Origin of the sequence: Streptomyces sp. NBC_01244 (assembly GCF_035987325.1) — a bacterium.
Classification (GTDB): Bacteria; Actinomycetota; Actinomycetes; order Streptomycetales; family Streptomycetaceae; genus Streptomyces.
In genome coordinates, this window is record NZ_CP108488.1 from 268,517 (window position 1) to 291,739 (window position 23,223).

The 23,223-nt window shown below is 72.9% G+C and carries 2 protein-coding genes; both read right to left on the minus strand.

Going from position 1 to position 23,223, the window contains the following annotated elements:
• Nucleotides 1-28: 28 nt before the first annotated feature.
• The gene (locus OG247_RS01230; protein WP_327250384.1) at nucleotides 29-22,774 is read right to left on the minus strand and encodes a hypothetical protein; all 22,746 of its coding nucleotides are present in this window, start codon (nucleotides 22,772-22,774) and stop codon (nucleotides 29-31) included.
• The gene (locus tag OG247_RS01235; protein ID WP_327250385.1) at nucleotides 22,771-23,115 is read right to left on the minus strand and encodes a hypothetical protein; all 345 of its coding nucleotides are present in this window, start codon (nucleotides 23,113-23,115) and stop codon (nucleotides 22,771-22,773) included. The genes OG247_RS01230 and OG247_RS01235 overlap by 4 nt, the downstream gene beginning before the upstream one ends.
• Between the last annotated feature and the right edge of the window lie 108 nt (nucleotides 23,116-23,223).

Sequence of the window (23,223 nt, forward strand, 5' to 3'; positions counted from 1 at the left end):
GCCGCCTCCGCCTCTCGCGTGCGCCCGCTCAGTCCCCGGTGGGCCCGGTCGTCTCCTCGGGCCGCGGAGGATCGACGCGCATCCACTGGCCGTCCGCTTCGGTACGGACGCGGGCGATCCCGTCGGGGCCCGCCTCTAGGCGTGACGCCGTGACGGCGACCCATACCGGGGTGCCCGTCACGTAGGACAAGTGGAAGGCGAGGTCCTGCCGACCGTCCTCGTCCCCCGCCCCGACCAGGACGAACGCCTCCGGGACCACCCCGGCTCCCACCCGCACTCCCGCCCTCGCGAGGGTGTCGGCGATGTGGGCCGCCGCCAGGTCGGGGGCGTACGACTCCCAGGTGCCCTGCGGGTCGGGGAGCAACAGGTTGCCGCCGTCCGGTTCGAAGAGGAGCAGACGCACCCGGACGGCCCCCCAGGGCGCCGGAGCGAGCGGGGCGACGGAGTCCCCGTCCCACAGCAGGTTCCGGGTCTCCACCTGCGGTCCCACCTGCTCGCGGCCGCGTGGGCGCAGGTCGATCAGGGCCTCGGCGGCGGGCAGCACCGGCCAGGGGGCCGGCTCGGGGAGCTGTGCGGGTGCCTCCTCCTGCTCGGTGTCCGACCCCGTGTCGGAGTCGGCGTCCGCCCACCAGCCCCCGGGCATCAGGCCCCGCAAGCCGCGCGACGGAGGCCGGTCGCCCACGAGTGGCTCGGCGATGGCCTCCGGCTGCAGAGCCAGGAGCCGGACGGCCCGCTCCACGGGCGCGAACAGGGTGAGGGCGTCCTGCTCCACCGTGACCTGGACGCCGGCCGACCTGCCGCCGGACCGCTCCAGGCCGATGTTCCAGCGGGCCCGACCCACGGAGAGCTGGGCGAACTTCCGCCGGTCGGAGTCGGTCAGTCCTTCGCCAAGGGTGCCCATCGATTTGTCCCCGCTCTCCAGCATGCTGGAGAGGCCGCCTCCGCTCTGACCGGTTCCCCGGGTCTGTCCGGCCTCGGCGGTGATACCGGGGCGCAGGACGTCCGGGCCCTCCGTGGCCAGGCCGGAGCGCAGCGATCCCGATCCCCTCAGGGTGAGGGCGACGTCGACGGCGCCGCCGACCGAGCGGTGGGAGCGCCGGAAGTCCTTGACGATCGTGCCGGTGATGGTCGCCCCGCCCTCCGCCGGCACGGGGTCGAGGCTGTCGTGGTCGAGGGACAGGACGAGGGTCAGCTGTTCGTTGGTGAACATGCCCGGGACGGTGAGCGGGACGCGCAGCGTGCCGCCGCCCACCAGGTGCACGGCGCGCTGGTGGAGCCAGGCCATGCTGAACACGACGGCGAGGCGGCTCCCGAGGTGGGCTCGGGCGCCGTGCCAGCTGTGGGCGCCGAGCGCCGGGCCGACGTTCTCCTCCAGCAGGTCCTCGGCGTGGGCCAGGAGCTCGCGCAGTCCGCCGATGGTGCCGATGAACGACTCGGTCAGGTCATCGGGTTCGGGCCGTAGGCCGGTGCGCCGCGGGGCCTGGTGGGCGGGGGTGGCGTGCGCTGCCGGGCGGCCCGGTCCCGTGGGAGGTTCGGTCCGCATCAGTTGCCGGGGGTGTGCGAGGGTCAGCTCCCCGGGAAGGTTCGCCTCGGCGAGTTCGTACCGGGTGTGCTTTCCGATGAGGGTGAGCACCGGGCCGACCAGCCCGGGCGTCGCCGTGGCCGCCCAGTAGTGGTCGAGGGAGAGGGTGATGCGTACGTCGTACCTCACCAGGGCGGGGTGGGCGTCCACGTGCAGCAGGCCGGAGCTGCGGGTCTGGCCGAGGGAGGAGGCAAGGGAACGCCCCTGCCCGTAGGAGGCGTTGAAGCCGACGCCGCCGCCCCCGTCCAGGACGGGCCGGGACGGGTCGTGCGTGGTGTGCCCGTAGCCCCAGCCGGCGCTGCCGGAGTGGGACCAGGAGTGGGAAGCCGAGGCGGAGACGTCGTCCCGGCGGACGTTCTTGCCCTCGATGACGTGGAGGGTATCCGCCTCGCCCGCGTGGACGGGGTTCGAGAGGTCGACTTTGGCCGTGATCACGGCGAGCGCCGTGGAAGCCTTGCCCCGGTACGGCACCACGATCCGGAAGACACCGGAGGCCATGGGCTCGATGGCTGCTTTGGTGCCCTGCCGGGTGGCCAGGGCGGCGCGCAGGCGCGTGAGGACGAGTTCGGCGTGACCGGCATCCAGGTGGCGGTAGAGCGTGGCACGGGCGTCTTCGACCACAGGCGCGAAGTCGGGGATGTCGTACAGCACCGCGTGGCCCAGGCCGTCGGCCGGGTGGGACGTGGGGAACGTGCCCCCGACGCCCGTGCTCGACGGCGGGGACAGTCGCGACGGCCCGGCCGCCCCGGTCCCGGCCTCGCGGACGCGGGCCGCTTCGCGCATCCGCTGCGCGCGCCCGGCCGGGATCACGAGCAGGGCATGGGCCTCCTCGATCGTACGGGGGGCCGTGCGCTCCCCGTAGGTATGTGCGGTGGCCGGATCGGTTCCCAGGGGTACGGGGCTCCAGGAAGACACCTTGCCCACGAACCGGTACTCCATCCGGGCGTAGATGTGCTCCTGATCGCCGGTGACGATGTCCACCCGGTCGCTCTGCCCCTCGGAGCCGGCCGACAGGGTCTGCGGGGATCCCGATCCGTAGCGGTAACCGAGGGAGGGCGTGTGCGTGTGGTCGGTAGCCGCGCCCCGCTCCTCCGGTGTGCCGCCGTAGTTCTCGGGGCGGGGGTCGGAAGCGAAGGTGGCGCTCACACCGATGGATCCGCTCATGCTGATCAGGTCGCGGCTGACGCTGTCGCTCACCGAGGCCGTGGTCAGGGTGTGGTCGTACTGGTACGAGGTCTTGCTGACTCCTCTGGTCCTCATCTCCTCGACGATCGCCTGGAGTTGGATTTCGAGCTGGATCGGCATGCCGAAGGCGTCGCGGCCGATGGTGCGGGTGTAGAAGGGGCGGCTGCCGCCGATGAAGTCCTGTACGCGAGAGCCCACGGCGCTGACTGCCGTGTGCAGGCCCACCCGTTCCGAGGGCTCCAGGTCCACGTGGAGATCGGAGAGGAGTCCGTCCACGGCGCCGTGCATCCGGCTGGTGTCGGCCAGGAACAGGGTGTGCAGCGGCAAGCGTTCGTGCTGTTGCGGCCTGTGCACGAGTGGCTCCGCCTGCTCCGGGTCGAGCTTCCGGCCGGCCAGGCCCGTCCCGGGGTCGAGGTGTGAGCGCATGGCGACCGAGTCGTGCCACCGCCCGTCCGGCCCCTGCTCCTCCAGCAGGTCGTCGGCGACCATCAGGCGCAGCTTCAGCGAGACCGGCCCGGTGGTGTCATCCGGCCGTGCCCGGCCTTCCTCCGCGGCGGTCTGCGCCGCGTCCTGCGCCACCGGATCGGTCGCGTTCGCGGTCCCGAAGTCCGTCATCTCGAAGGTGTCTGCGCCGTCCTCCGTGACGGCGGCGGGCTGTCCCACGGGGACCTGATCCTCCGCGGGAGCCTGGGCCGTCGCGGACCGCAGGGACCGTGTCACCGTGACGTTGACGTCGACCGAGCCCTCGAAGCCGGCCATGAACCGTGATCCGCCCCCCGAGGCGCCGCCCACGGAGAATCCGCCGCCGGTGGTCGACGACCAGCTGGTGCCCAGTCGTGGCCCGATACGGCCGCCCGCGCCGCGGAAGGTGAACTGGTCGGGGGTCGAGTTGTAGCCCAGCGGTGCGTCGAATCCGCCCTCCACGGAGAAGGAAGTGGACCGGTCACCCTGAAGCTCGTAGAAGCCGCCGTAATACGTCTCGCTGTTGCCGTCCCACATTCCCTCGTGGGTGAAACCGTCCGGGTCGATGGTGCCCGAGAGGCTCAGGACCACCTCCTGCGCACCCTTCAGCCCGGGCCTGCTCAGCACGACCGAGATCCCGCCGTTGACGATGTCGTGCAGCCTCGCCGCGAGCGGTTCGGGACGCACGAGGTTGGCGACGGTCATGAGGTTGGTGTGCTCGTGGGTCTTCACCCCGCGCACCGACCGGGCCTGGGCGACCACCAGGTTTGCGGGCGGGTTCCCGTCGTCCGGTGGCAGCATGTCCGGCGCCACCGCGCGCACCGCGCGCATCACCCGGCCCAGCAGCCGTTCGGCGTCGTCGTGGTCCACCTCATCGACCCGGCTGAGCTGGGGCAGCCAGCCCCCCAGCAGCGGGGCGAAGCGCAGCCGCCGGCCGGGTGCGGTGCGGGCATGCAGCTCCACGTTCCCGGCGTGCGGCCCGTCCACGGTGGCGCGGGGCCGGCTCCGTTCGTCCACCAGCCCCAGCCGCACGGCGTCCTGCAGCAGGATCCGTACGCGGGCGGTGCCCTCCACGGTCTTCGCCTCACCGCGGCCGCGGACCGTGGTGCTGGTGCGTCCGGAGAGCACCACTGTGGGCTCCTCCAGCTTGATCTTGTGCAGGGTCACGGAGCCCGCCTGCTGTCCGGGGTCGGACATTCCCACGGCGCGGCGGCCCCCGAGCGCGGGGACGGCGATGTTCGCCCCCAGCTGCCCGCCGGCCGCGTCCAGCAGTGCCGCTGCGGAGAAGGTCACGGCGTCGCTCCCGCTGTAGCGGCTCGCGACGTTGTCGACGTTCACGTCCTCGGTGTCGATGTGGATCAGCCAGTCGACCTGAGGTGTGCCGTCCTCGTCGGTGACCAGCGCCGCATCGTGGAACACGGTGCTCAGTTCGATGGACTCCGTCGCTCCGCCACCGGTGTTGAAGGGCATGGAGAGGTAGCCGCCCGACATGGCCCGGTGGAGGGCACCGGCGATCGCATGGACCGCGGTGAAGGCGTCGACGGCGGCCTTCTGCGGCGTACCGACCCGCGACATCGAATCGGGCAGCACGGAGAACACGGCGCGGCGCAGCTCCTCGGTGTGGTCGAAGGACTCGACGACCGAGGTACGGGGCACGCGCAGCGGGTTGCGCGGCCGGTTCGGGGACCCCGCGGTGGTGGCCGGATCCGTGTCGGCCGGATCCGTGGTGGCCGGATCCGTGGTGGCCCGGTCCGTACCGCCGGTTCCTCCTTGCGCGGCCGGCGGACCGAACGGCCGCCACTCCTGGTAGGCGGCGCTGTCCCGGGCGGTGCGGGCCCGGTGCTGCCCCAGGTTCGGCAGGGCGTTGGTGAGCAAGGAGGTGGTCGCTTCCCAGCGGAGCGGCGCGGCCGGGATCTGGATCTCGGTGGCCTCCGCGACCTCCGACGGGCCGGGTGTCTGCCGCCACCACTCGGAGGTCGCGTAGGTGATCTCTCCCTCCGCGGGCTTGGGGCGGCTGCGCAGCAACTGGCGGTCGTGCCGGCCCACGAGGGCCCGCTTCAGCACCGCCTGGTTCTGGGTCGGGGCCGTCGATCCGCCAACCTCCTGGACGGTGACGTCGTAGAGCACGTCGTAGAGGAAGTCGACGGCCCGGAACGTGCCCTTGGTGTAGCGGGCGGTGGTCGCTCCCGAGGAGACCGTGCTCGTCGACGCCGCGCTGTACCCGGCGAGCACCGAGCTGAAGGTGGCCGCGGCCGCGCCGAGGTGCGGGATCGCTTCGAGCGTGTGGTTGAGCAGCAGCGCCGCGGGCAGCCCGAGGCCGAGGGCCCGGGTCCGACTGCTGCCGACCGACTCCCCCGACTCGAGCAGCTGGCGGGTCCGCGGCTCGCGCTTCTCGGACACCATGAGCGGCGCGTGGTTCTCGGTACCGGCTAGGCGGCGGCCGTGCGCGTCGGTGAGCTGCCTCCAGTCGCCCACCCGCACGCGCACGGCGGCCTCGAAGCGCCTGCCGCCCGCGTGCAGGCCGAGCACGAGACGGTCACCGATCGCCTGCGGCAGCTCGCTGATGAAGTTCTCCACCGAGAAACGGCTTTCGAGCTCCCGCCGCATGCCCTCGCGCGCGGCCTCGGGGACCGCGTCCAGGACCGCGTCGCGGATGGCCGCGTGAAGGCTCTCGTCGGGAAGGTCGAAGGTGCCGGCCCCGGCGGACTGCCTGAGGCTGGGGGCGGTGAAGGCCTCGGGCGGAGCGAAGAGGAGGTCCGCGTCCCGGGCGTCCCGGGTCCGTATCCACTCCGTCGGGGTGATGTCCCGGACGGGAACCGCTGCGGGGAGGTGCCCGGAGCCCGAGGCGCCCGGGGTGTCGATGCCGTCATCGACCCGGCCGGCCGGGACGGAGCCGCCCTTGCCGGGCCTGCGGCCCACCGGCAGATCGCGGAGCGCCTCGTGCAGGTCCGCGAGGTGAGCGGTTGCCCGGGCGGGAGGCTCACCCTTGTCGGGCTGTCGGGAACCGTGGTGTTCGACGAGGGCCATCGCCTCGTGCGGCGTGTCGTGCAGGGCCGCGGCGGTCAGCACCACCGCCTCGCGCTGCGCGATCCGGTCCCCGTCCGTCACCGCCAGGGGCAGGGCGAGGAGCCGCGAGGCGGCGCCGAGTTGCCGCTGCCAGGCGCTGGGAAGCTCGCGGCGCAGCCGGGTGAGGACCTGCGCGGCCCGCGGACTCAGCTCGTCGACGCCCTCGAAGCCTTCCTCCCGCTGCTCCGAGGTGCCGGAGTCTTCGGTCGCGGACGGCCTGGTGTCCCGGCGCTTGCCGAGGGACTTCTCGGAAGGCTGCCGGGACGGGCCGTCCTCCTCCTGGGCCCACTCGGTCAAGGCCTCGGCGGGGGGCGGGTTCACCTCGGCCGGCTCGGTGTCGGTATCGGTGCCCGGCGGCCAGCCGCCCGGCATCAAGCGACGCAGGCCGTGCCGCGCGGGCTCCGCGCCCACGAGCGGGGGCCCGGTGATGGCCTTCGGCTCGAGTGCGAGGAGCTGCGCGGCACGTTCCTCGGGAGCGAAGAAGGTGAGGGCGTCCTGCTCCACGGTGACCTGGACGCCGAATCCGGTTCCGCCCGACCGCTCCAGGCCGATGTTCCAGCGGGCCCGTCCCACGGAGAGGTGGGCGAACTTCCGCTGGGCCGGGTCGTCCAGTTCGGCACCCCAGGTGCCCATCGATTTGTCCCCGCTCTCCAGCATGCTGGAGAGTCCGCCTCCGCTCTGTCCGGTCCCCCGGGTGCGTCCGGCCTCCGCCGTGATCCCGGGCCTCAGGACGTCCGGGCCCTCCGTGGCCAGGCCGGACCGCAGCGACAGCGATCCCCGCAGGTCGAGGGCGGCGTCGACACCGCCGCCGACCGAGCGGTGCGAGCGCCTGAAGTCCTTGACGATCGTGCCGGTGATGGTCCCCTCGCCCGCGCCGTGCGTCGAGGTGGGGGTCAGGCTGTCGTAGTCGAGGGACAGGACGAGGGTGAGCCCCTCGTTCATGAAGGCGCCCGGGACGGTGAGGGGGACCCGGAGCGTTCCGCCGCTCAGCAGGTGGACGGTGCGCTGGTGCAGCCAGGCCATGCTGAACACGACGGCCAGGCGGCTCCCGACGTGGGCCCGGGCGCCGTGCCAGCTGTTGCCGCCGAGTGCCGACGCCGCGTTCTGCTCCAGCAGGTCCTCGGCTTGTGCCAGGAGGTCGCGCAGTCCTGCGATGGTGCCGATGAACGACTCGGTCAGGTCCTCCGGTTCGGGCCGCAGGCCGGTGCGTACGACCGCTTCGTGGGCGGGGATCGTGCGCGGAGCCGGCCGGTCGGTGCCCCGGGGAGGTCCGGGCTGCATCAGCTGCTGCGGGTACGCCAGGGTCAGCGCCCCGGGCAGGTTCGCCTCGGCGAGTGCGTACCGGGTGTGCCTGCCGATGAGCGTGAGCACCGGTCCGACCAGGGCGGTCGAGGCGGTGGCTCCCCAGTGAAGGTCGAGGGAGATGCTGATGGCGACGTCGTACGCCACCAGGGCGGGGTGGGCGTCCACGTGCAGCATGCCGGAGCTGCGCGTCTGGCCGAGGGAAGCGCCGAGGGAGCGGCCCTGCCCGTAGGTGACGCCGAATCCACCGCCGCCGCCCCCGTCCACGACGGGGCCGTCCGTATCGTGCGGGTTGTGCCCGTAGTTCCAGCCGGCGTTGCCGGAGTGCGACCAGGAGTGGGAGGCCGAGGCGGAGACGTCGTCCCGGCGGACGTTCTTGCCCTCAATGACGTGGAGGGTGTCCGCCTCGCCCGTGTGGACGGGACGGGAAAGGTCGATCCTCGCCGTGACCACGGCGAGCGCCGTGGAGAGCGCGCCCCGGTACGGCACCACGATCCGGAAGACACCGGAGGCCATGGGCTCCAGGGCGGCCTTGGCGCCCTGCCGTGAGGCCAGGGCGGCGCGCAGGCGCGTCAGTACGAGCTCGGCGTGATCGGGATCGAGCCGCCGGAAGAGCGCGTCCCGGGCCTGCTCGACCACCGGGGTGAGGTCGGGGATGTCGTACAGCACCGCGTGGCCCAGGCCGTCGGCCGGGTGGGTGCTGGGGAACGGGCCGCCGTCGACCGTGATGACGGGCACCGGCGACTGCGGCAGGGGCCCCGCGATACCCGTCTCGTCCGCGCGCCTGCGGCTCGCCTCGCGCATCCGCTCCGCGCGCCCGGCCGGGATGACGAGCAGGGCGTGGGCGTCCTCGATCGTGCGGTGGGCCGTGCGCTCCCCGTAGGTGTGCGCGGTGGCCGGATCGAGCCCCAGGGCCACGGGGCTCCGGGAGGACACCTTGGCGACGAGGCGGTATTCCATCCGGGCGTGGATGTGCTCCTGGGGACCCGTGACGATGTCCACCCGGTCGCTCTGTCCCTCGGCGCTCGCCGACAGGGTGCGTGGCGCTCCCCTTCCGTAGCGGTAGCCGGCCACCCCCGTATGGGAGTTGTCGGTGGCGGCGTTCCTTTCCGCGGCGGTTCCGCCGTACCCCTGCGGGCGGGGGTCGCTGGTGAGGGAGAGGTTCGCACCGAGGGACCCGCTCATGCTGATGAGGTCGCGGGTGGCGCTGTCGCTCACCGATGCCGTCGTCAGGGTGTGGTCGTACTGGTACGAGGTCTGGCTGACCCCCCTGGTCCTCATCTCCTTGACCGTCGCCCGCAGGGAGATCTCGATCCGCTTCGGCATGCCGAAGGCGTCCCGCCCGACGGTGCGGGTCCAGAAGGGGCGGCTGCCGCCGATGAAGTCCTCGACGCGCGAGCCCATGGCATTGAGCGCCGTGTGCAGTCCGACCTGCTCCGAGGGTTCCAGGGACACGTTCAGGTCGGTGAGGAGGCCGTCCACCGCGGCGTGCATCGTGCTGGTGTCCGCCAGGAACAGGGTGTGCAGCGGCAGGCGTTCGTTCTCGCCGGGCACGTGGACGAGCGGCGGCTCCTGCGGGTCCGAGTGGAGCTCCCGGCTGGCGACGCGCGTGTCCGGATCGAGGTGCGAACGCATGCTGACCGAGTCGCGCCACACGCCGTCCGGCCCCTGCTCCTCCAGGAGGTCGTCGGCGACCATCAGGCGCAGGTTCAGCTCGACCGGCGCGTTCGTGTCCTGCCCGGCCCGGCCCTCCTCCGCGGCGGTCATCGCCGTCTCGTGCGCCGCCGTGCCCGTCGTGGGCCCGACAGGGGTCATCTCGATGGCCTCACCGCCGCCGTCGGTGAGGGCGCCGGGCAGTTCCGCGGTGGCCTCCGGCGTCGCGGTCCGACGGGACGGGGTCACCGTCACGTTGATGTGGACGGCGCCCTCGAAGCCGGCCATGAACCGCGAACCGCCGCCCGAGGCGCCGCCCACCGAGAAGCCGCCGCCGGTGGTCGTGACCCAGCTGGTGCCCACGCGGGGCGCGATACGGCCGCCCGCGCCGCGGATGGTGAACCAGTCGGGGCTCGTGGTGTGGTTCAGCGGTACGTCGAAGCCGCCCTCCACGGAGTAGGCGGTGGACCGGCTGCCCTGGAGCTCGTAGAAGCCGCCGTAGTACGTCTCGCTGTTGCCGTCCCACATCCCCTGGTGGGTGAAGGTGTCCGGGGCGAGGGTGCCGGAGAGGGTCAGCACCACCTCCTGCGGGCCGGTGAGGAGTGCGGGCCTGCTCAGCACGACGGAGATCCCGCCGCCCATGATGTCGTGCAGTCGCGCCGCGAGCGGTTCGGGACGCACGAGGTTGGCGACGGTCATCAGGTTGGTGTGTTCGTGGGCCTTCGCCGCCTGGTTCTCCTCGCCCGTCTCCGGCGGCAGCATGCCCGGCGCCGCGGCGCGCACCGCGCTCATCACCCGGTCCAGCAGGCGCCCGGCGTCGTCGTGGTTCACCTGGTCGACCCGGCTGAGCTGGGGCAGCCAGCTCCCCAGGGCGGGAGCGAAGCGCAGGTTCCGGTCGGGGGAAGTGCGGGCGTGCAGTTCGAAGTTCCCGGCCTGCGGTCCGTCCACGGTGGCACGGGGCACGCGCCGTCCGTCCATCAGCCCGAGGCGCACGGCGTCCTGCAGGAGGATGCGCAGCCGGGCGGTGCCGTCCACGGTCCTCACGCCGCCGCGGCCCCGGACCGTGGTGCGGGTGCGTCCGGTGAGCACCACGGTGGGCTCTTCCAGCTTGATCTTGTGCAGGGTCACCGAGCCCGCCTGCTGTCCGGGATCCGACACCCCCACCGAGCGGTTTCCCCCGAGGGCGGGGAGCGAGACGGTCGACGCGAACTTCCCCGTGTTCGCGCCCAACAGCACCGTCGAGGAAAGGGACATGGCGTCGCTTCCACTGTTGCGGTGGGCGACGTTGTCGACGTTCACGTCCTCGGTGTCGATGTGAATCATCCAGTCGACCTGGGCCGTGCCGTCCTCCTCGGTGACCAGCTGCGCGCCGAGGAAGTCGGTGCGGAGCTCCACGGCCTGGGTCGCTCCGCCGCCGGTGTTGAAGGGGACGGACAAGTAGCCTCCGGACATGGCCCGGTGGAGGGCGCCGGCGATCGAATGGACGGCGGTGAAGGCGTCGATCGCGGCCTTCTCCGGCGTGCCGACCCGCGACATCGAGTCCGGCAGTACGGAGAGCACGGCGCGACGCAGCTCCTCGGTGTGGTCGAAGGACTCGACGACCGAGGTACGGGGTACGTGCAACGGGATGTCCTGCTGGTTCGGGACCGTCACCGTGACGGCCGGGTCCGTACCACCCGCTGCCCTCGGTCGGCCGAACGGCCACCACTCCTGGTAGGCCGTGGTGTTCGCGGCGGCGCGCTCCCGGTGCCGCCCCAGGGAACCCAGGACGTTCCTGAGCAGAGTGGTTCCGGCGTCCCAGCGGTACGGCGTGGCCGGGGTGTGGATCCCGGATTCCTCCTGCGAATCCGCGTCGTCGGTGGACTGCTCGGGTGTGGCCCACCACGCGGAGGTGGCGTGGGTGACCCCCTCCGGAGGCTTGGGCCGGCTCCGCAGCACTTGCCGGTCGTGCCGCCCCACCAGTGCGCCCTCCAGGACCGCCTGGTGCTGTCGCGGCGCCCTGGACGCGCCGACGGCCTGGACGGTGACGTCGTAGAGCACGTCATAGAGGAAGTCGACGGCCCGGAACGTGCCCTTGGTGTACCGGGCGGTGGTCGCTCCCGAGGAGACCGTGCTCGTCGAGGCCGCGCTGTACCCGGCGAGCACCGAGCTGAAGACGGCCGCCACCGAGCTGAGATGCGGGATCGCTTCGAGCGAGTGGTTGAGCAACAGTGCGGCGGGCAGTGCGACTCCGTGGGCCCGGGTCCGGCTGCTGCCGACCGACTCCCCCGATTCGAAGAGCTGGCGGGTCCGCGGCTCGCGCTTGGCGGACACCGTGGGCGGGAGGTGGTCTTCGGTGCCGGGGAGGCGGCGGCCGTGCGGGTCGGTGAGCTGCCGCCAGTCACCGACCCGCACGCGCACGGCGGCCTCGAAGCGCCTGCCCCCCGCCTGTAGGCCGAGGACGAGGCGGTCACCGATCGCCTGCGGCAGCTCGCTGATGAAGTTCTCCGCCGAGAAGCGGTCCTCGAGCTCCCGCCGCACGCCTTCGCGCGCGGAGTCGGGGACCGCGTCCAGGACCGCGTCACGGATGGCCGCGTGGAGGCGCTGGTCGGGCAGGTCGAAGGTGCCGGCCCCGGCGGACTGCCTGAGGGTCGGGGTGGTGAAGGCCTCGGGCGGAGCGAAGAGAAGGGTCGCGTCCCGGGAGTCCTTGGCGCGCACCCAGTCCGTCGTGGTCATGTCGGGGACGGGAACGGGCTGGTGCAGCGGGGCCTGGGCCTGGAGTGCCGGAGCCGGGGTCGCGAGGGGCTGCGCCGGGAGGGTGACGGGATCCGGCTCGGGCGCACCCTCGTCCACCGGCGCCGGCCCGTTCACCGGGCCCAGCTCGCCCGCCAAGCCGTCTGGTTCGCTGCTCACGAGCGCGCCGATGGCGGGGCTCGGCGGAAGCACCGCGTCTTCGGGACCCCGCTGATCCGGGGAGCGGGGTCCCGAGCCCGAGGCGCCAGGGGTGTCGACGCCTTCGTGTCCCGGGGCGCCGCCAGCCTGCGAGCCGCCCTTGCGGGGGCTCTGACCCACGGGCAGGCCGTGGAGCGCCTCGTGCAGGGCCGCGAGGAGGGCGGTGCCCCGGGCGGGCGGCTCGCCCTTGTCCGCGCGCCGGGCGCCGTGGTGGTCGAGGAGGGCCACCGTCTCGTGCGGAGTGTCGTACAGGACCGCGGCGGTCAGCACCACCGCTTCGCGTTGCGCGATCCGGTCCTGGTCCGTCACCGCCATGGGCAGGGCTAGGAGCCTCGAGGCGTCGCCCAGCTGTTCCTGCCAGGTTTCGGGAATTTCGCGACGCAGCCGGGCGAGGGCGTCCGCGGCCGACTGGCTCAGCTCGTCGGCTCCCTCGAACTCTTCGGTCTCGGGCTTCTCTTCGGTCCCTTCGGCGTCTTCGGGCTCTGTGCGCCCTCGTGACTCAGCGGAGTCCTCCGGGTCGGATCCGTGCGGGTCCCGGCGCTTGCCGAGGGCCTTCTCGGAAGGCTGCCGGGACGAGCCGTCCTCCTCGGCCCCTTCGGTCAGGGCCGACAGCAGGCCGTCGACGGTCTCGTCCACCATCCGGCCCTTGCCGTCGAGCCGGATCAGAAGGTGCAGACCGGCGGGGACGTCGAAGCGCAGCACTCCCCCGACGGTGACGGTCAGGTCGGCCTCCAGTCCGCCGTAGACGGACTGGGAGACGGCATTGGCCTCCTCCGTGCGGCTCTGCCCGGCTGTGGTGTCCTCGCCGGACGACCGGCCGTACGAGCCCACGAGCCGCTCGAAGAGCCGTACGCCGTCCGAGTCTCCGCCGCCGTCGGGCCCCAGAGTGGTGTCCACCCCGGAGCTGAAGTGGGTGGACGCCTCGGCCGAGCTGTCCGACTGTTGGTAGCGCCGGGCCGTGAGATCGGTGCCCTCGGACGGCCCGAACCGCCGCAGGCGGGAGAGTTCGAAGCGGACCGTCCGCGTGGTGCTCCCCACGGGGACCTCGTAGCTGCCGCGCAGCAGGTCCTCCAGCCGCGGCCGCATCACCTCGGTGCTGGTGGCGTGCGCGTACCGCAGTCCGGCCATCGTCGTCAGCTCGGACGGGGAAAGCCCTGGGTGCTCCTCCGCCGCGATGGCGGCGAGGTCGGGGCGCCGGCCCACGGGCGCGGGGGCGTACCTCGCCCACTGCTGCACGGCGTGGGCCGCGGGCATGTCGAGGGGGATGACGTGGTCCGCGAGCAGGCCGGCCAGGTCGCCGGACGCGAGCACCCCGTCCCGGCCCTCGCCCTCCGGCGCCGGGTCGGCCCAGCGCGGGTTCTCGCCCCGGGGCCGGTGGATCAGCGGCGCGGGCGCCGGGTCCGGCGTCCCGTCCGCCGTCACCGCCGCCGGATTCGGGACGGTGAACCGCGTCGGGACCAGGAGCCGCATCGAGCCCGCGGTGGTCGCCGTCTCCTGCCATTGCGCGTACCGGCCGAGGCCGGTGCCCAAGGCCGGGTTGAAGCGCAGGCCGAGGCCCCCGGCCAGCAGGGGCGTGCTCATCGCCGCGGCGTAGGCGCCGGTGACCAGGCGGATCGGCGCCGAGACGAGCTCCATGGGCTGCTTCGACATGCTGATGCCGACGCGCAGGGTGAAGGCGTGAGTGAAGGCCGTGGCGCCGCCCACCGCCAGGCGGTGGATGTCCAGTTCGGAGGTCGAGCTCGTGGTGCCGGCGCCGCGGCTGCGCGAGTAGCCGGCGATCGCCTCGAACCCGCCGTGCCCGTGGCTCGCGCCGGAGCCTTCTGCGGCGAGCCGGAGCTTGACGCCGGCCTCGCCTCCGAAGGAGTACCCGGTCGTCGTGTCGTCGGCCTCCTCGGAGGAACCCTGGGCGCGGCCCGTGAGTTCGACGTCGGGGTGGTCGGTCTGCGCGTGGGCGGCCGCCACGGACTCCATGCGCACGCTGACGGCCAGGTACTCGGTCGTACCGAACGGCGAGGGCTTCGGGATCACCCGCAGGACGCCTGAGCCGAGCAGTGCCGGGACCTGTGCGGCGAGGGAGCGCGGGGAGAACGCGGAGCGCACCGCGTCGAGCACTCCCGGGGAGGTGACTCCGCGGGCGGACAGCAGGCGCTGGATCTCGCCGAGCGCGCCGTCCGCGCGGAACACCTCGGGATGCGCGACGCCGACGCGCAGGAGCTGCCCGGCGTAGGTGTGCGTCGGGGTGGTGTGCGGCGGGGTGGGCGGAGCCGGGGGCGTGGCCCCGGGTACGGCGGACCGCATGGCGGAGGACGGCCCCGCCGACGGATCCGCCGACGGCTCCGGCTCCGGCTCCGGCTCCGGCGAAGGCACCGCGCCCACCGAAGGCGCCGGGGCCGGCCGGAGGATCTCCGCCGCGCGCCACGTCGGCATCAGCATCTCCAGCCCGGCCTGGACCCGCAGCCACCGCTCCCCGGACTCCGCACGGACCCCCTTGCGGCGGTCGAGCCGTACGTGGAACACCGGGTCCGCGGTGAGCCGGTCCTTCGTGCCGCCGTACGTGGCACGGCTGATGCTCATCATGCCCTCGGCCGTCTTCAGCGAGGTGCCGCGCACCGCGCTGCCCGTCACCTGGAGGATTCCGGCCGCGCGGCTCTTCGTAGCACCGCCGCCCTGCTGTTCCTGCTGCGGGGAGCCGTCTTCCTCGTCGGTCTCCGCCGCCTCGTCCCCGCCCCAGCTCCCCTGCGGACCGAGTTGGAAGGCCAGGGCGCCGGTAACGGCACTGCCGGTCTCGATGGCACGGCGGGAGGTCAGCTGGCTGTACTGCTCGATCTCCACGGGGTCCGAAGTCGTCCCCTGACCGCGCGCGTTGTACGCGGCCACGCGCAGGGTCAGCCGCTGCTTCCAGCCGTCACGGTCCGGCAGGGCCACCTCGAAGCCCTCGGCGGAGGTCAGTGCCCCGAAGTACGCGGCCAGGGTGTCGGGGCCCGTCGCCTCGAGGAACTCCTCGGGCCACAGGGCGGAGTCGGCGAGCCACTCCCCCGTCATGCCGTTCAGGTCTTGGTAGACCTCCGCGAGGTGCCGCCCGAGGGCGCGCACCGCGAGGAACGTCGGGCGTACGCCGGAGGAGCCGCTGGTGGTGAGATCGGCGCGGGCCTCCCCCGCGAGGTCCGCAGGCTCCCGGTCGTACCGGGTGACCGTCCCGACGGGCCCGAGTACGGCAGGTGCGTAAGGGGTCGGGGGTGCGAACACCTTCGGCAGGAGGAGCTGGGCCGAGGTCCCTCCCGGCGTGTCCAGTTCCCATCCCCTGCTCTGGCGGACCGTGCCCGTCGAGGACATCCGGTGGACCGCGAGCGCCCAGCGGAGCTCGTAGTTCCCCTGGTGGACCAGGCCGCCTGTCTCGTGCCGGTTGGTCTCCTTCACCGCGGCGACGAGCTCGTCGCCCCGTTCCCTGTCGTACTGCAAGCGGCCCCGGAGGGCCCCCAGTTGCATGCGCAGCCGGGTGCCCGCGGGGACCCGCAGGGCAGCGCCCAATGCCCCGGAGACGCTCCACCCGGTCGACATGCTGCCGGTGAGCCCCCAGGCCGCCGTGGCCCGGGTGTTGACCGTCAGCGGGTAGTCGGCGCCGCCCAGCCGCCGGCCGAGCGTCGCCCTGAGCCCCAGCCGATACTGATTCCCGTTCAGGTTCAGTACGTGCGTACGCCCCACGAGCAGGTCGGCCAGGGAGCCTTCCAGGGCGGGAGTGCCGAAGAAGACGGAAAGCCGGTGCAGGACGGGAGCCGTGACCTTGGTCGTACCGGCCATGCTCCGCAGGGCATCGGCGAATCCTTCCAGCACGGACTCCGAACCCGGCAGCGCCAGAAGCGTGCTGAAGCCCAAGCCCTGCGCGTCCTGTGTCCGGGCCGCGAGGGGCAAGGGCTCCGATGAGTGCGCGGGGTCTGGGGTCGCCGGGGCCGGTCGGGCGCCGGTCGGGAGGCCCGCGGCTGCCAGGAGGGCGGTCACCGCCGCCGAGGGGCCGGCCTCGGGCTGCGGGTCCGGGTCCGGGCCGTCGACGGCACCGGTCCCGGGGTTGGCGTGGGTGTCGAGCCCCGGGGTGCGGATCGCGCCCAGGGTGCGCGTCTCCCAGTCGGCCGCGCCCTGTCCGTACCGCCACGGAACGCCGATCTCCCCGTACGTTTCCAGGACGACTGGCTCGATGCCCGGGTGGGTGTCGGACTCGATGGTGACGCTGAGCCGGACCTCGGCGTCGTACCGCGCGTACTCCTGCGCGGCGGTGTTGAGCACGGTGTGGCTCTGGGTCTTGGCGGAGGTCGAGAAGCCGTCGCTCCGAGTGGATCCGACAGTGACCGTGGCGAGCGGCAGCACCCCGCGCGGGCGGTCCTCGACGGGGTCGTGGGTGAGTCCGAGCACCGAGTTCCCGAAGGAGAGCGAGGCTCCGCTCGAACCGCTGCGTGACTGCCCGCGGGTGGCGCCCAGGCCGAGGTCCGCCCGGGTGCGCAGGGCGTCGGTCACCTCGCGCAGCGTGGCGCCGGTGACCTCGGCGCGGACCACGAGGTGGCCCCTGAACTCGGAGAACCTGCTCAGCTTGCGCCGGATCGGCGCGGTGCGGTCGCCGCTGGTGAACCAGAAGCGGCTGCGGTCCAGGGCCGCCGCCTCGCTGACCACCTTCTGGATCTCGGCGGACACCGAGGCCGCGGCGTCGGGCCGCAGTCCGACGCCGCGCAGCCTGGCCTGGATTCCGGCGACGACGGGGACGAGGTCGAGGGCGTGCAGGGTGCCCTGGGTGTGGTCGGCCGCGCTCTCCCGGCCGGCCGGGATGTCGGAGGGCGAACTGACCGAGTCGAGCCGCAGGGGCGCCGGCGGCGCCGAGAAGATCTTCGGGAACTCGACCCCGAGGTCGCGCGGCACCACGACGGAGTGCTGCTGCTGGACGCCGTCCAGGAAGATCTGGATCCGCAGGGAGCTGACGAAGGTGGCCGTTCCCCTGGTGAGGGGCTTCAGGCCGGAGATGACCTCCTGTTCCCAGCTGCTGGAGCGGCCGCGCGCGAAGGACAGTCCGAGGTGCGGTACGCCCGCGGTGGCGGCCGACGCGAAGGCGGAGGCGAGCTGGAAGCCGAACTGGAGCATCGACTCCAGGCCGGTGCTGGTCTCCGTCGACCGCTCCCCGCTGTAGCTGGTGGAGCCGAAGGCGATCCGGTAGCGGGTGAGGGCGCCCGGGGCCGGCCCGGAGCCGGGCACCGGGACCGCGAGGTCCGCGGGGGTGGGCAGCAGCCAGACGAGCTTGTCCCCGACCGCGAGCCGGACACCGTCGCGCAGCAAGGCCGACCACGCCTCCGGGGTGGTGCTCAGGAGGAGCCGGACCACGGCCTCCTCCACCTCCGGCCTGATCGCCCCGTCCAGGTGGAGGGTGGTCGCCGCGGCCCACAGCCGGGCGCGCTGCTCGGTCCAGGCCGGTACGGTCTCCACGGTCATGGAGCCGATGGCGCCGCCCCGCACGAAGGCGGGCGCCACGATCCCGGGGGTGGACGCCGGGGGTTGGACAGGCCCGGGCTCTTCCGGGGCGGGCTGCTCCGAGGCGGCGAGCTCCTGCCCGTTCGGCGGTTCCCGCCCCACCGCGCCGTCCGCGGCCGGCTCTTCCTCGGCGACCTCGGGGATGGTCTCCAGGGCCGCGGCGGTGGGCGAGGATGTCGAGGCCGTGGGCTGCTGCGGGACGGGCTGGGCCGTCTTCTCGGGGTTCGCGCCACCGACCCGCCGGAAAGGGTCCACAGGCGCTGCCGGGAGGTCCCCGACCAGCCGCTGCGCGAGCGCGCGGGCGCCCTCGGTGTCGCCGGGCCAGGTGTAGAGGTGGTGCGCGACGCGGCGTACGACTTGATCCGCGGGCCCCAGGCGGTGGTACGGGGCGGTGTCGCGGTCGATCGAGGCGGGAAGCCTGCGCAGCGGGCCGACCAGGCCGCGCGCGTCCGCCAGGGCCGAGTCCAGGCTTTCGCCAACGGCCTCGCGCCGGGCGCTCTCCCAGAGCCGGTCGAACGCCGTCGGATCGAAGGGCAGGTTCGTGCGCAGCTTGGCCGCTTCCGCGGCGCGCTTCGTCTCGTCGAGGAGCCGCGCCGCGGCCGTGCCGGCCCCCTCTGTGTCGGCGGGATCGCGAAAGAGGTGCGCCGAGGCAGCCTCGGCAAGGGCGGCGCGCTGCTGCGGGGTGAGCGTTGCGCCCCTGTTCGTGAGCAGGCCGTCCACCAGGGCCACCGCCCGCTGGGAGGCCCTGGCCACCTGGTCGTGCACGGACGGGGCAGTTTCCTCCTCGGGAGGCGGCGACTTGCTGTCGAGTTCCCATGCGGCCGTGCCGAACCTCCCGCCCCGCGGTCCGAACCCCAGGTCCCAGCCCCACTCCTCCACCAGCTCGGCGAGGTTGATGTGGTCGGGCGGGGTCAGGACGGGAGCGGTGGAGGTCCGGCGGGCCAGGTAGTGGGCGAGCCCCTGGCCGGGGTACGTCAGCCCTTCCCAGCTCACCTGGTAGTGGGCGGCGACCGCCAGGAGCCAGCCCTTGCCCTGGGGGTGGGAACCCGCCTCGGGATGCCCGTCCCGGGCACCTAGTGTCCAGCCCGCCGAACGCGCCAGGTCACGCGCCGCCCGGTCCCCGCCCTCGCGCAGGGCCGGACCGAGTACGGCGGAGACGTGGCGGGGATCCGCACCGAGGTCTCGGGCCATCTTGTAGAGGCGGACCGGCGTCAGCCCCATCTCGGCGGCGATCCGCGGCAGGTCCTCCGGGACCCGCCCGATACTCTCCGCGAGGTCCAGGAGGTCGCTGCTCCTGCGCAGCCCGAGCTCCCGCCGCAACCGGTCGACGGCCTTGACGTCGAACCACTGGTACGCGAGCAGCCGTGCCGTACGGCCCCGGTCCGCCCGTAGGTGTTTGGAGACGGCCGAGACCAGAGCCGGTGAGCCGGCCGGGTTCACCCGGTCCGCCGGGTAGGAGGGCGCCGCATCGCCCTCCGCGTAGGAGGGCAGCTCCGGCTGCGGTTCCGCGGGCGGTACGGCGCGCTCCTCGTACGCGGGCGGGGACGGCGTACCGGGCTCGGCGCGCTCACTCGGTACGCCGTGCTCGGCGGGATCCGCGTACGCGACGTCCGAGTCGTCCACGTCCGTGAGCGGCTCCCAGCCTTCGTCCGAGGACACGGAGGAGACGGAGGAGACCGAGAACAGGGAGGAGGTGTCGGGGTCCTCGTCGGACCACGCGGAGGATTCCGTGGCCGGACTGCCCGGCGCGGAACGGGCCGCCCCGTGCGGGAACAGCGGGTCTTCGAGCAGTTGCAGCGCCCAGGCCCGGGCCTCGGTTCGGCGGGCGGGATCGGTACGGAGTCCGGGGTCGGTGTGGAGCGTGTGGGTGAGGCGCCGGGCGGCGCGGCCGGCGTCGTCGAGGTCGGCGAACGGCGTGGAGCTGAGCGGGTCGGTGACCCGGCCGTGCTCGGCGAGCAGCGAGCGTGCCGCGGCGGCGGCCTCCGCCAGCTCGGGCGTGTCCCTCTTGAGCTTGTCCCAGCGGCGCTGGAAGGAGCGCTCCGACATACGAGTGGCGTCGCTGTCGTGGTCCTGCTCCTGATCCTGGTCCTGCTCCTGCTCCTCGACGAGGGTGTCGAGGTCCGTCCCCGTCGTGGACACGGCGTCGGACACGGTGTCGGTCTCCGCGGAGGACTCCGTGACCGGCCTGGGCGGAGCGGGATCGCCGAGCAGGTGCAGGGCCCAGGCCAGGGCCTCGTCGCGACGGTCGAGGTCCTGGTAGAGCCTGTCGCCGTGGAGGACGACCGCGAGCCGGCGGGCCGCCCGGTCGACTCCGTCGAGGTCGGAGAACGGCGTGGAAGTGAACGGTCCGGCTACCCGGCCGTGCTCGGCGAGCAGCGACCGCGCCGCGGTGGCAGCGCGTGCGAACCCCACCGTGTCCGTGGGGAGTTGCTCCCAGCGCTGCTGGAAGGCCTCGGTCGACAGGCGAACGGCCTCGGGTGAGTCCTCGGGCCTGGCCGCTGCCAGCCACCGGTCACGGTCGTGTCCTTGCTCTGTGGTGCGGCGATTCCTCGGCAGCCGGGCGACGGTCACTGAGCGCCCGTCCGGCGAGCCGACGAGCATCATGCTGCCGTCCGGCTGCACGACGTTGACGGTCAGCCCGTAGACCCGTCCGGCCACGAGGGGAAGGACATCGTCCGTGGCGTCGGACGCGGTGGTGTACGTGCGCATCGCGTGTGCGAGCGAGCGCCGGTTGTCATCGCCCCAGGTGTCGTGCACGGCCCGGAGTTCCTGCTGGTAGATCTCCGACCGCGGCAGCGGGTCACCGACGCGCAGCCGGTCCGCCGTACGGTCCGCGGCGACGGCGGCCTGGGACTGCTCGTCGACGGCGTCCCACAGCGGCCGCGAGCCGGCGCCCGGGTCGGCGTTCAGCTCGGCGACGAGGGCGTCCGCCAGGTGGGTGCGGATCTCGGTCGGCGTTCCGGTGACGAGATCCGGGGCGGAGGCCTCCAGCGCGAGGACGAGGCTGTCCTGACCGGGGGCGGAGGCGCGCAGGATGGCGCCCTGGGTAATCAGGGCTTCCTGTTGATCGACCGTCAGCTCGCTCTGGCCCGTTACTTCTCGGTCCAGGGGCCCCGATTCGCTGAAATTGCCGGTACCCGTGACGCCGGTGGTCCTGGTGTCGGTGGTGGAGGTGTCGCCGTCGGTGGTACCGGTGCCGATCGTGCCGGTGTCACTGGCGACGCCGTCGCTTTCGATGACGCTCGTGCCGCCGGTGTCGATCGGGCCTCCATCCGTCTGGAAAGCGGGGCCGCTGGTCTCCAAGGAGCCCGGCTGCGGCACGGGGCGCGTGGCCGCCACCGGGTCCGACGGGTTGGTACCAGGAGGGGGGTTGGTACCGGAGGTGGGGTTGGTACCGGGAGCCTGGACCGTGCTTCCGTCCGCTGCGGGGACCGGCATCGGCACGGGCTGCTGTCCGGGGCGCTGCCCGTCGGGGATGACGTCGCCGCCCGTGCTTCCCGGACCGGTCACCGTGAGGGGGCGGCCGCCCTGGCCGTTCGACGGGGTGGTGCCGGAGCTACCGCCTGGGTCCGCGAGGAATCCCTGGGACTGGTTCGGGAGCTGCCAGGGGTCCTGGCCAGAGTTGCTCCGGAAGGCGTCCGGGGTGGGCATCGAGGGCCCGGGCGACGGGGTGTCGCCGCCGGGCTGATAGGTGGAAAGGTCGGGGAGGTCCCGGGTGCTGGTGGCCACGCCCGGCGGGCGGGTGGATCCGCTGCCGTTCCCGTTCGGGATACCGCTGCTGTCGCGGCCGCCGGTCCCGTTCGGATTCCCACCGCCGTCCCGTCTGGTGCTCCCGGTGCGGCTGGGGCTGGGGTTTGTCCCGCCGGTTCCGTTCCGGTCTCCGTCCGAGGTCGTGAGGGGCCGGCGGCGGGTTCCGCCGCCCGAGCTGATGTCCGTACGAGGGCCGCTACGGCCGTTCGTGCCGCTGCTCCTGTCGTTACTCCCGTCGCGGCTCCGGGTCGAGCCGGGGCCCGAGCCGGAGTTCGGGTCCGAGGTGCGGGTCGGCCAAGCGCCGCCGGAGTCGCGGTTCACCCCGTCCGGGGTCGGCGGCGGGTTCACGAACTTGTTCCGGAGCCAGCGCGCCCCGCCCTCCGCGCCCCCCTCCAGGTTGCGCTCGACGACGCCGCTGCTGCCGGCGGACACGAAGGTCGCCCAACTGAACGAGTATCCGGCGAAGAACAGACCCATCGCCGCGGCGCCGAGGCTCTCGCCGAAGCCCTCGGACACGAAGTCGTTGGCGTTGCCGTAGCCCTCCTTGACCACCCGGTCCCAGTTCGTCTGGTTCTTGACGCCGTTGCCGAAGTCCGGCGAGTTGCGGCCCACCTTGGACAGGAGGTCCTTGCCCTTGTTGAAGGCGCCGCCGAGTATCTCGCCGATGCCGCCCGCGAAGAACCCGAAGAGGGCGTCCTTGCCGATCGCCCCCCAGTCGAGGGAGTCCCGCTTGAAGAGCTTGTTGCCGAAGACCTTGTTCGCGAGCTGGACGGCGAACGAGAGCAACGCCTCCTCGAACGCCTCGAAGACGCCCGGCAGCACCTTGACGCGCTGGAGGAGCTGGAGGATGCCGGCCAGCACGGCCACACGGGCCTGGTTGAGGATCTGAGCCTGGAGGCCCGCCAGGCCGCCGAAGCCGAACGCGGCCAGAAACGCCACCCAGGCCAGCAACGCCAGCATCTGGATCAGGGCGGCCATGACCTGCCAGTACATCTCGTAGATCTGCCGCGACTTGTCCTCCAGATCGAGGCGCACACCGTGCAGTTGACCCGTGAACTCGTCCAGGCGCGTCTTCCCCCGGCCGGAGGTGAAGCTGTCGACGACCCCCTGGAACTGCTTGCGCGCCTCCTCGGGCATTCCGTCGCCGATCTTCAGGCTGACGTTTCTGGCCATTTCCATCAACTGGTCTATGTCGCGGGCGAGTCGCTCGTAGACCTGCCCTGCGTCCACGGCCTTCTGCGGCAGCGCGCTCGGAGGCTCGTCGCCCGTCAGGATCTTGACCAGGACCCTGGCCCATTCGGGCCAGCCGCCGAGTCCCGGGTCCAGGGCGGGGCTCATCCGCGGTGCCCGGACTGCCCGTCGTTCTCCTTCTTGATCGAGGAGAGGACGTCACCCTGGTGGCTGAGGAACTCGTTGGCGTTCTCCATCGTGCCGTTGGCCAGCTCCGTGAGGGCCTCCGCGATGGCGACCAGCGTCTTGCGCGTGATGTCGACCGTTTCCAGGTAGACCGGGCCCGCCTTCTTGGCGAACTCGTCCGTGCCCGTCCCGAACCAGGTGATGGTGTCGTTCACGCCGTCGTCGAACACCCGCACCACTTGGTCCACGGCCAGCGTGAAATTGCGCAGCACGTTGGTCGCGTTGAGGACGTCGTTGGCGGACGCTTCGAAACCTGAGGGCATGCCTACTCCCGGTGTCGTGCCGTGGTGCGATGGTGGAGTGATGGGGGGCAATTCTGTGCCCGGAAGTCCTGCGACGCTTGCGTCAGTTGACGTACGCGGTGGCGACGG

What these genes read in the sequence shown, in the direction of transcription:
- OG247_RS01230 (WP_327250384.1), bottom strand. Translation starts at nt 22,774, where the DNA reads ATGAGCCCCGCCCTGGACCCGGGACTCGGCGGCTGGCCCGAATGGGCC.
- OG247_RS01235 (WP_327250385.1), bottom strand. Translation starts at nt 23,115, where the DNA reads ATGCCCTCAGGTTTCGAAGCGTCCGCCAACGACGTCCTCAACGCGACC.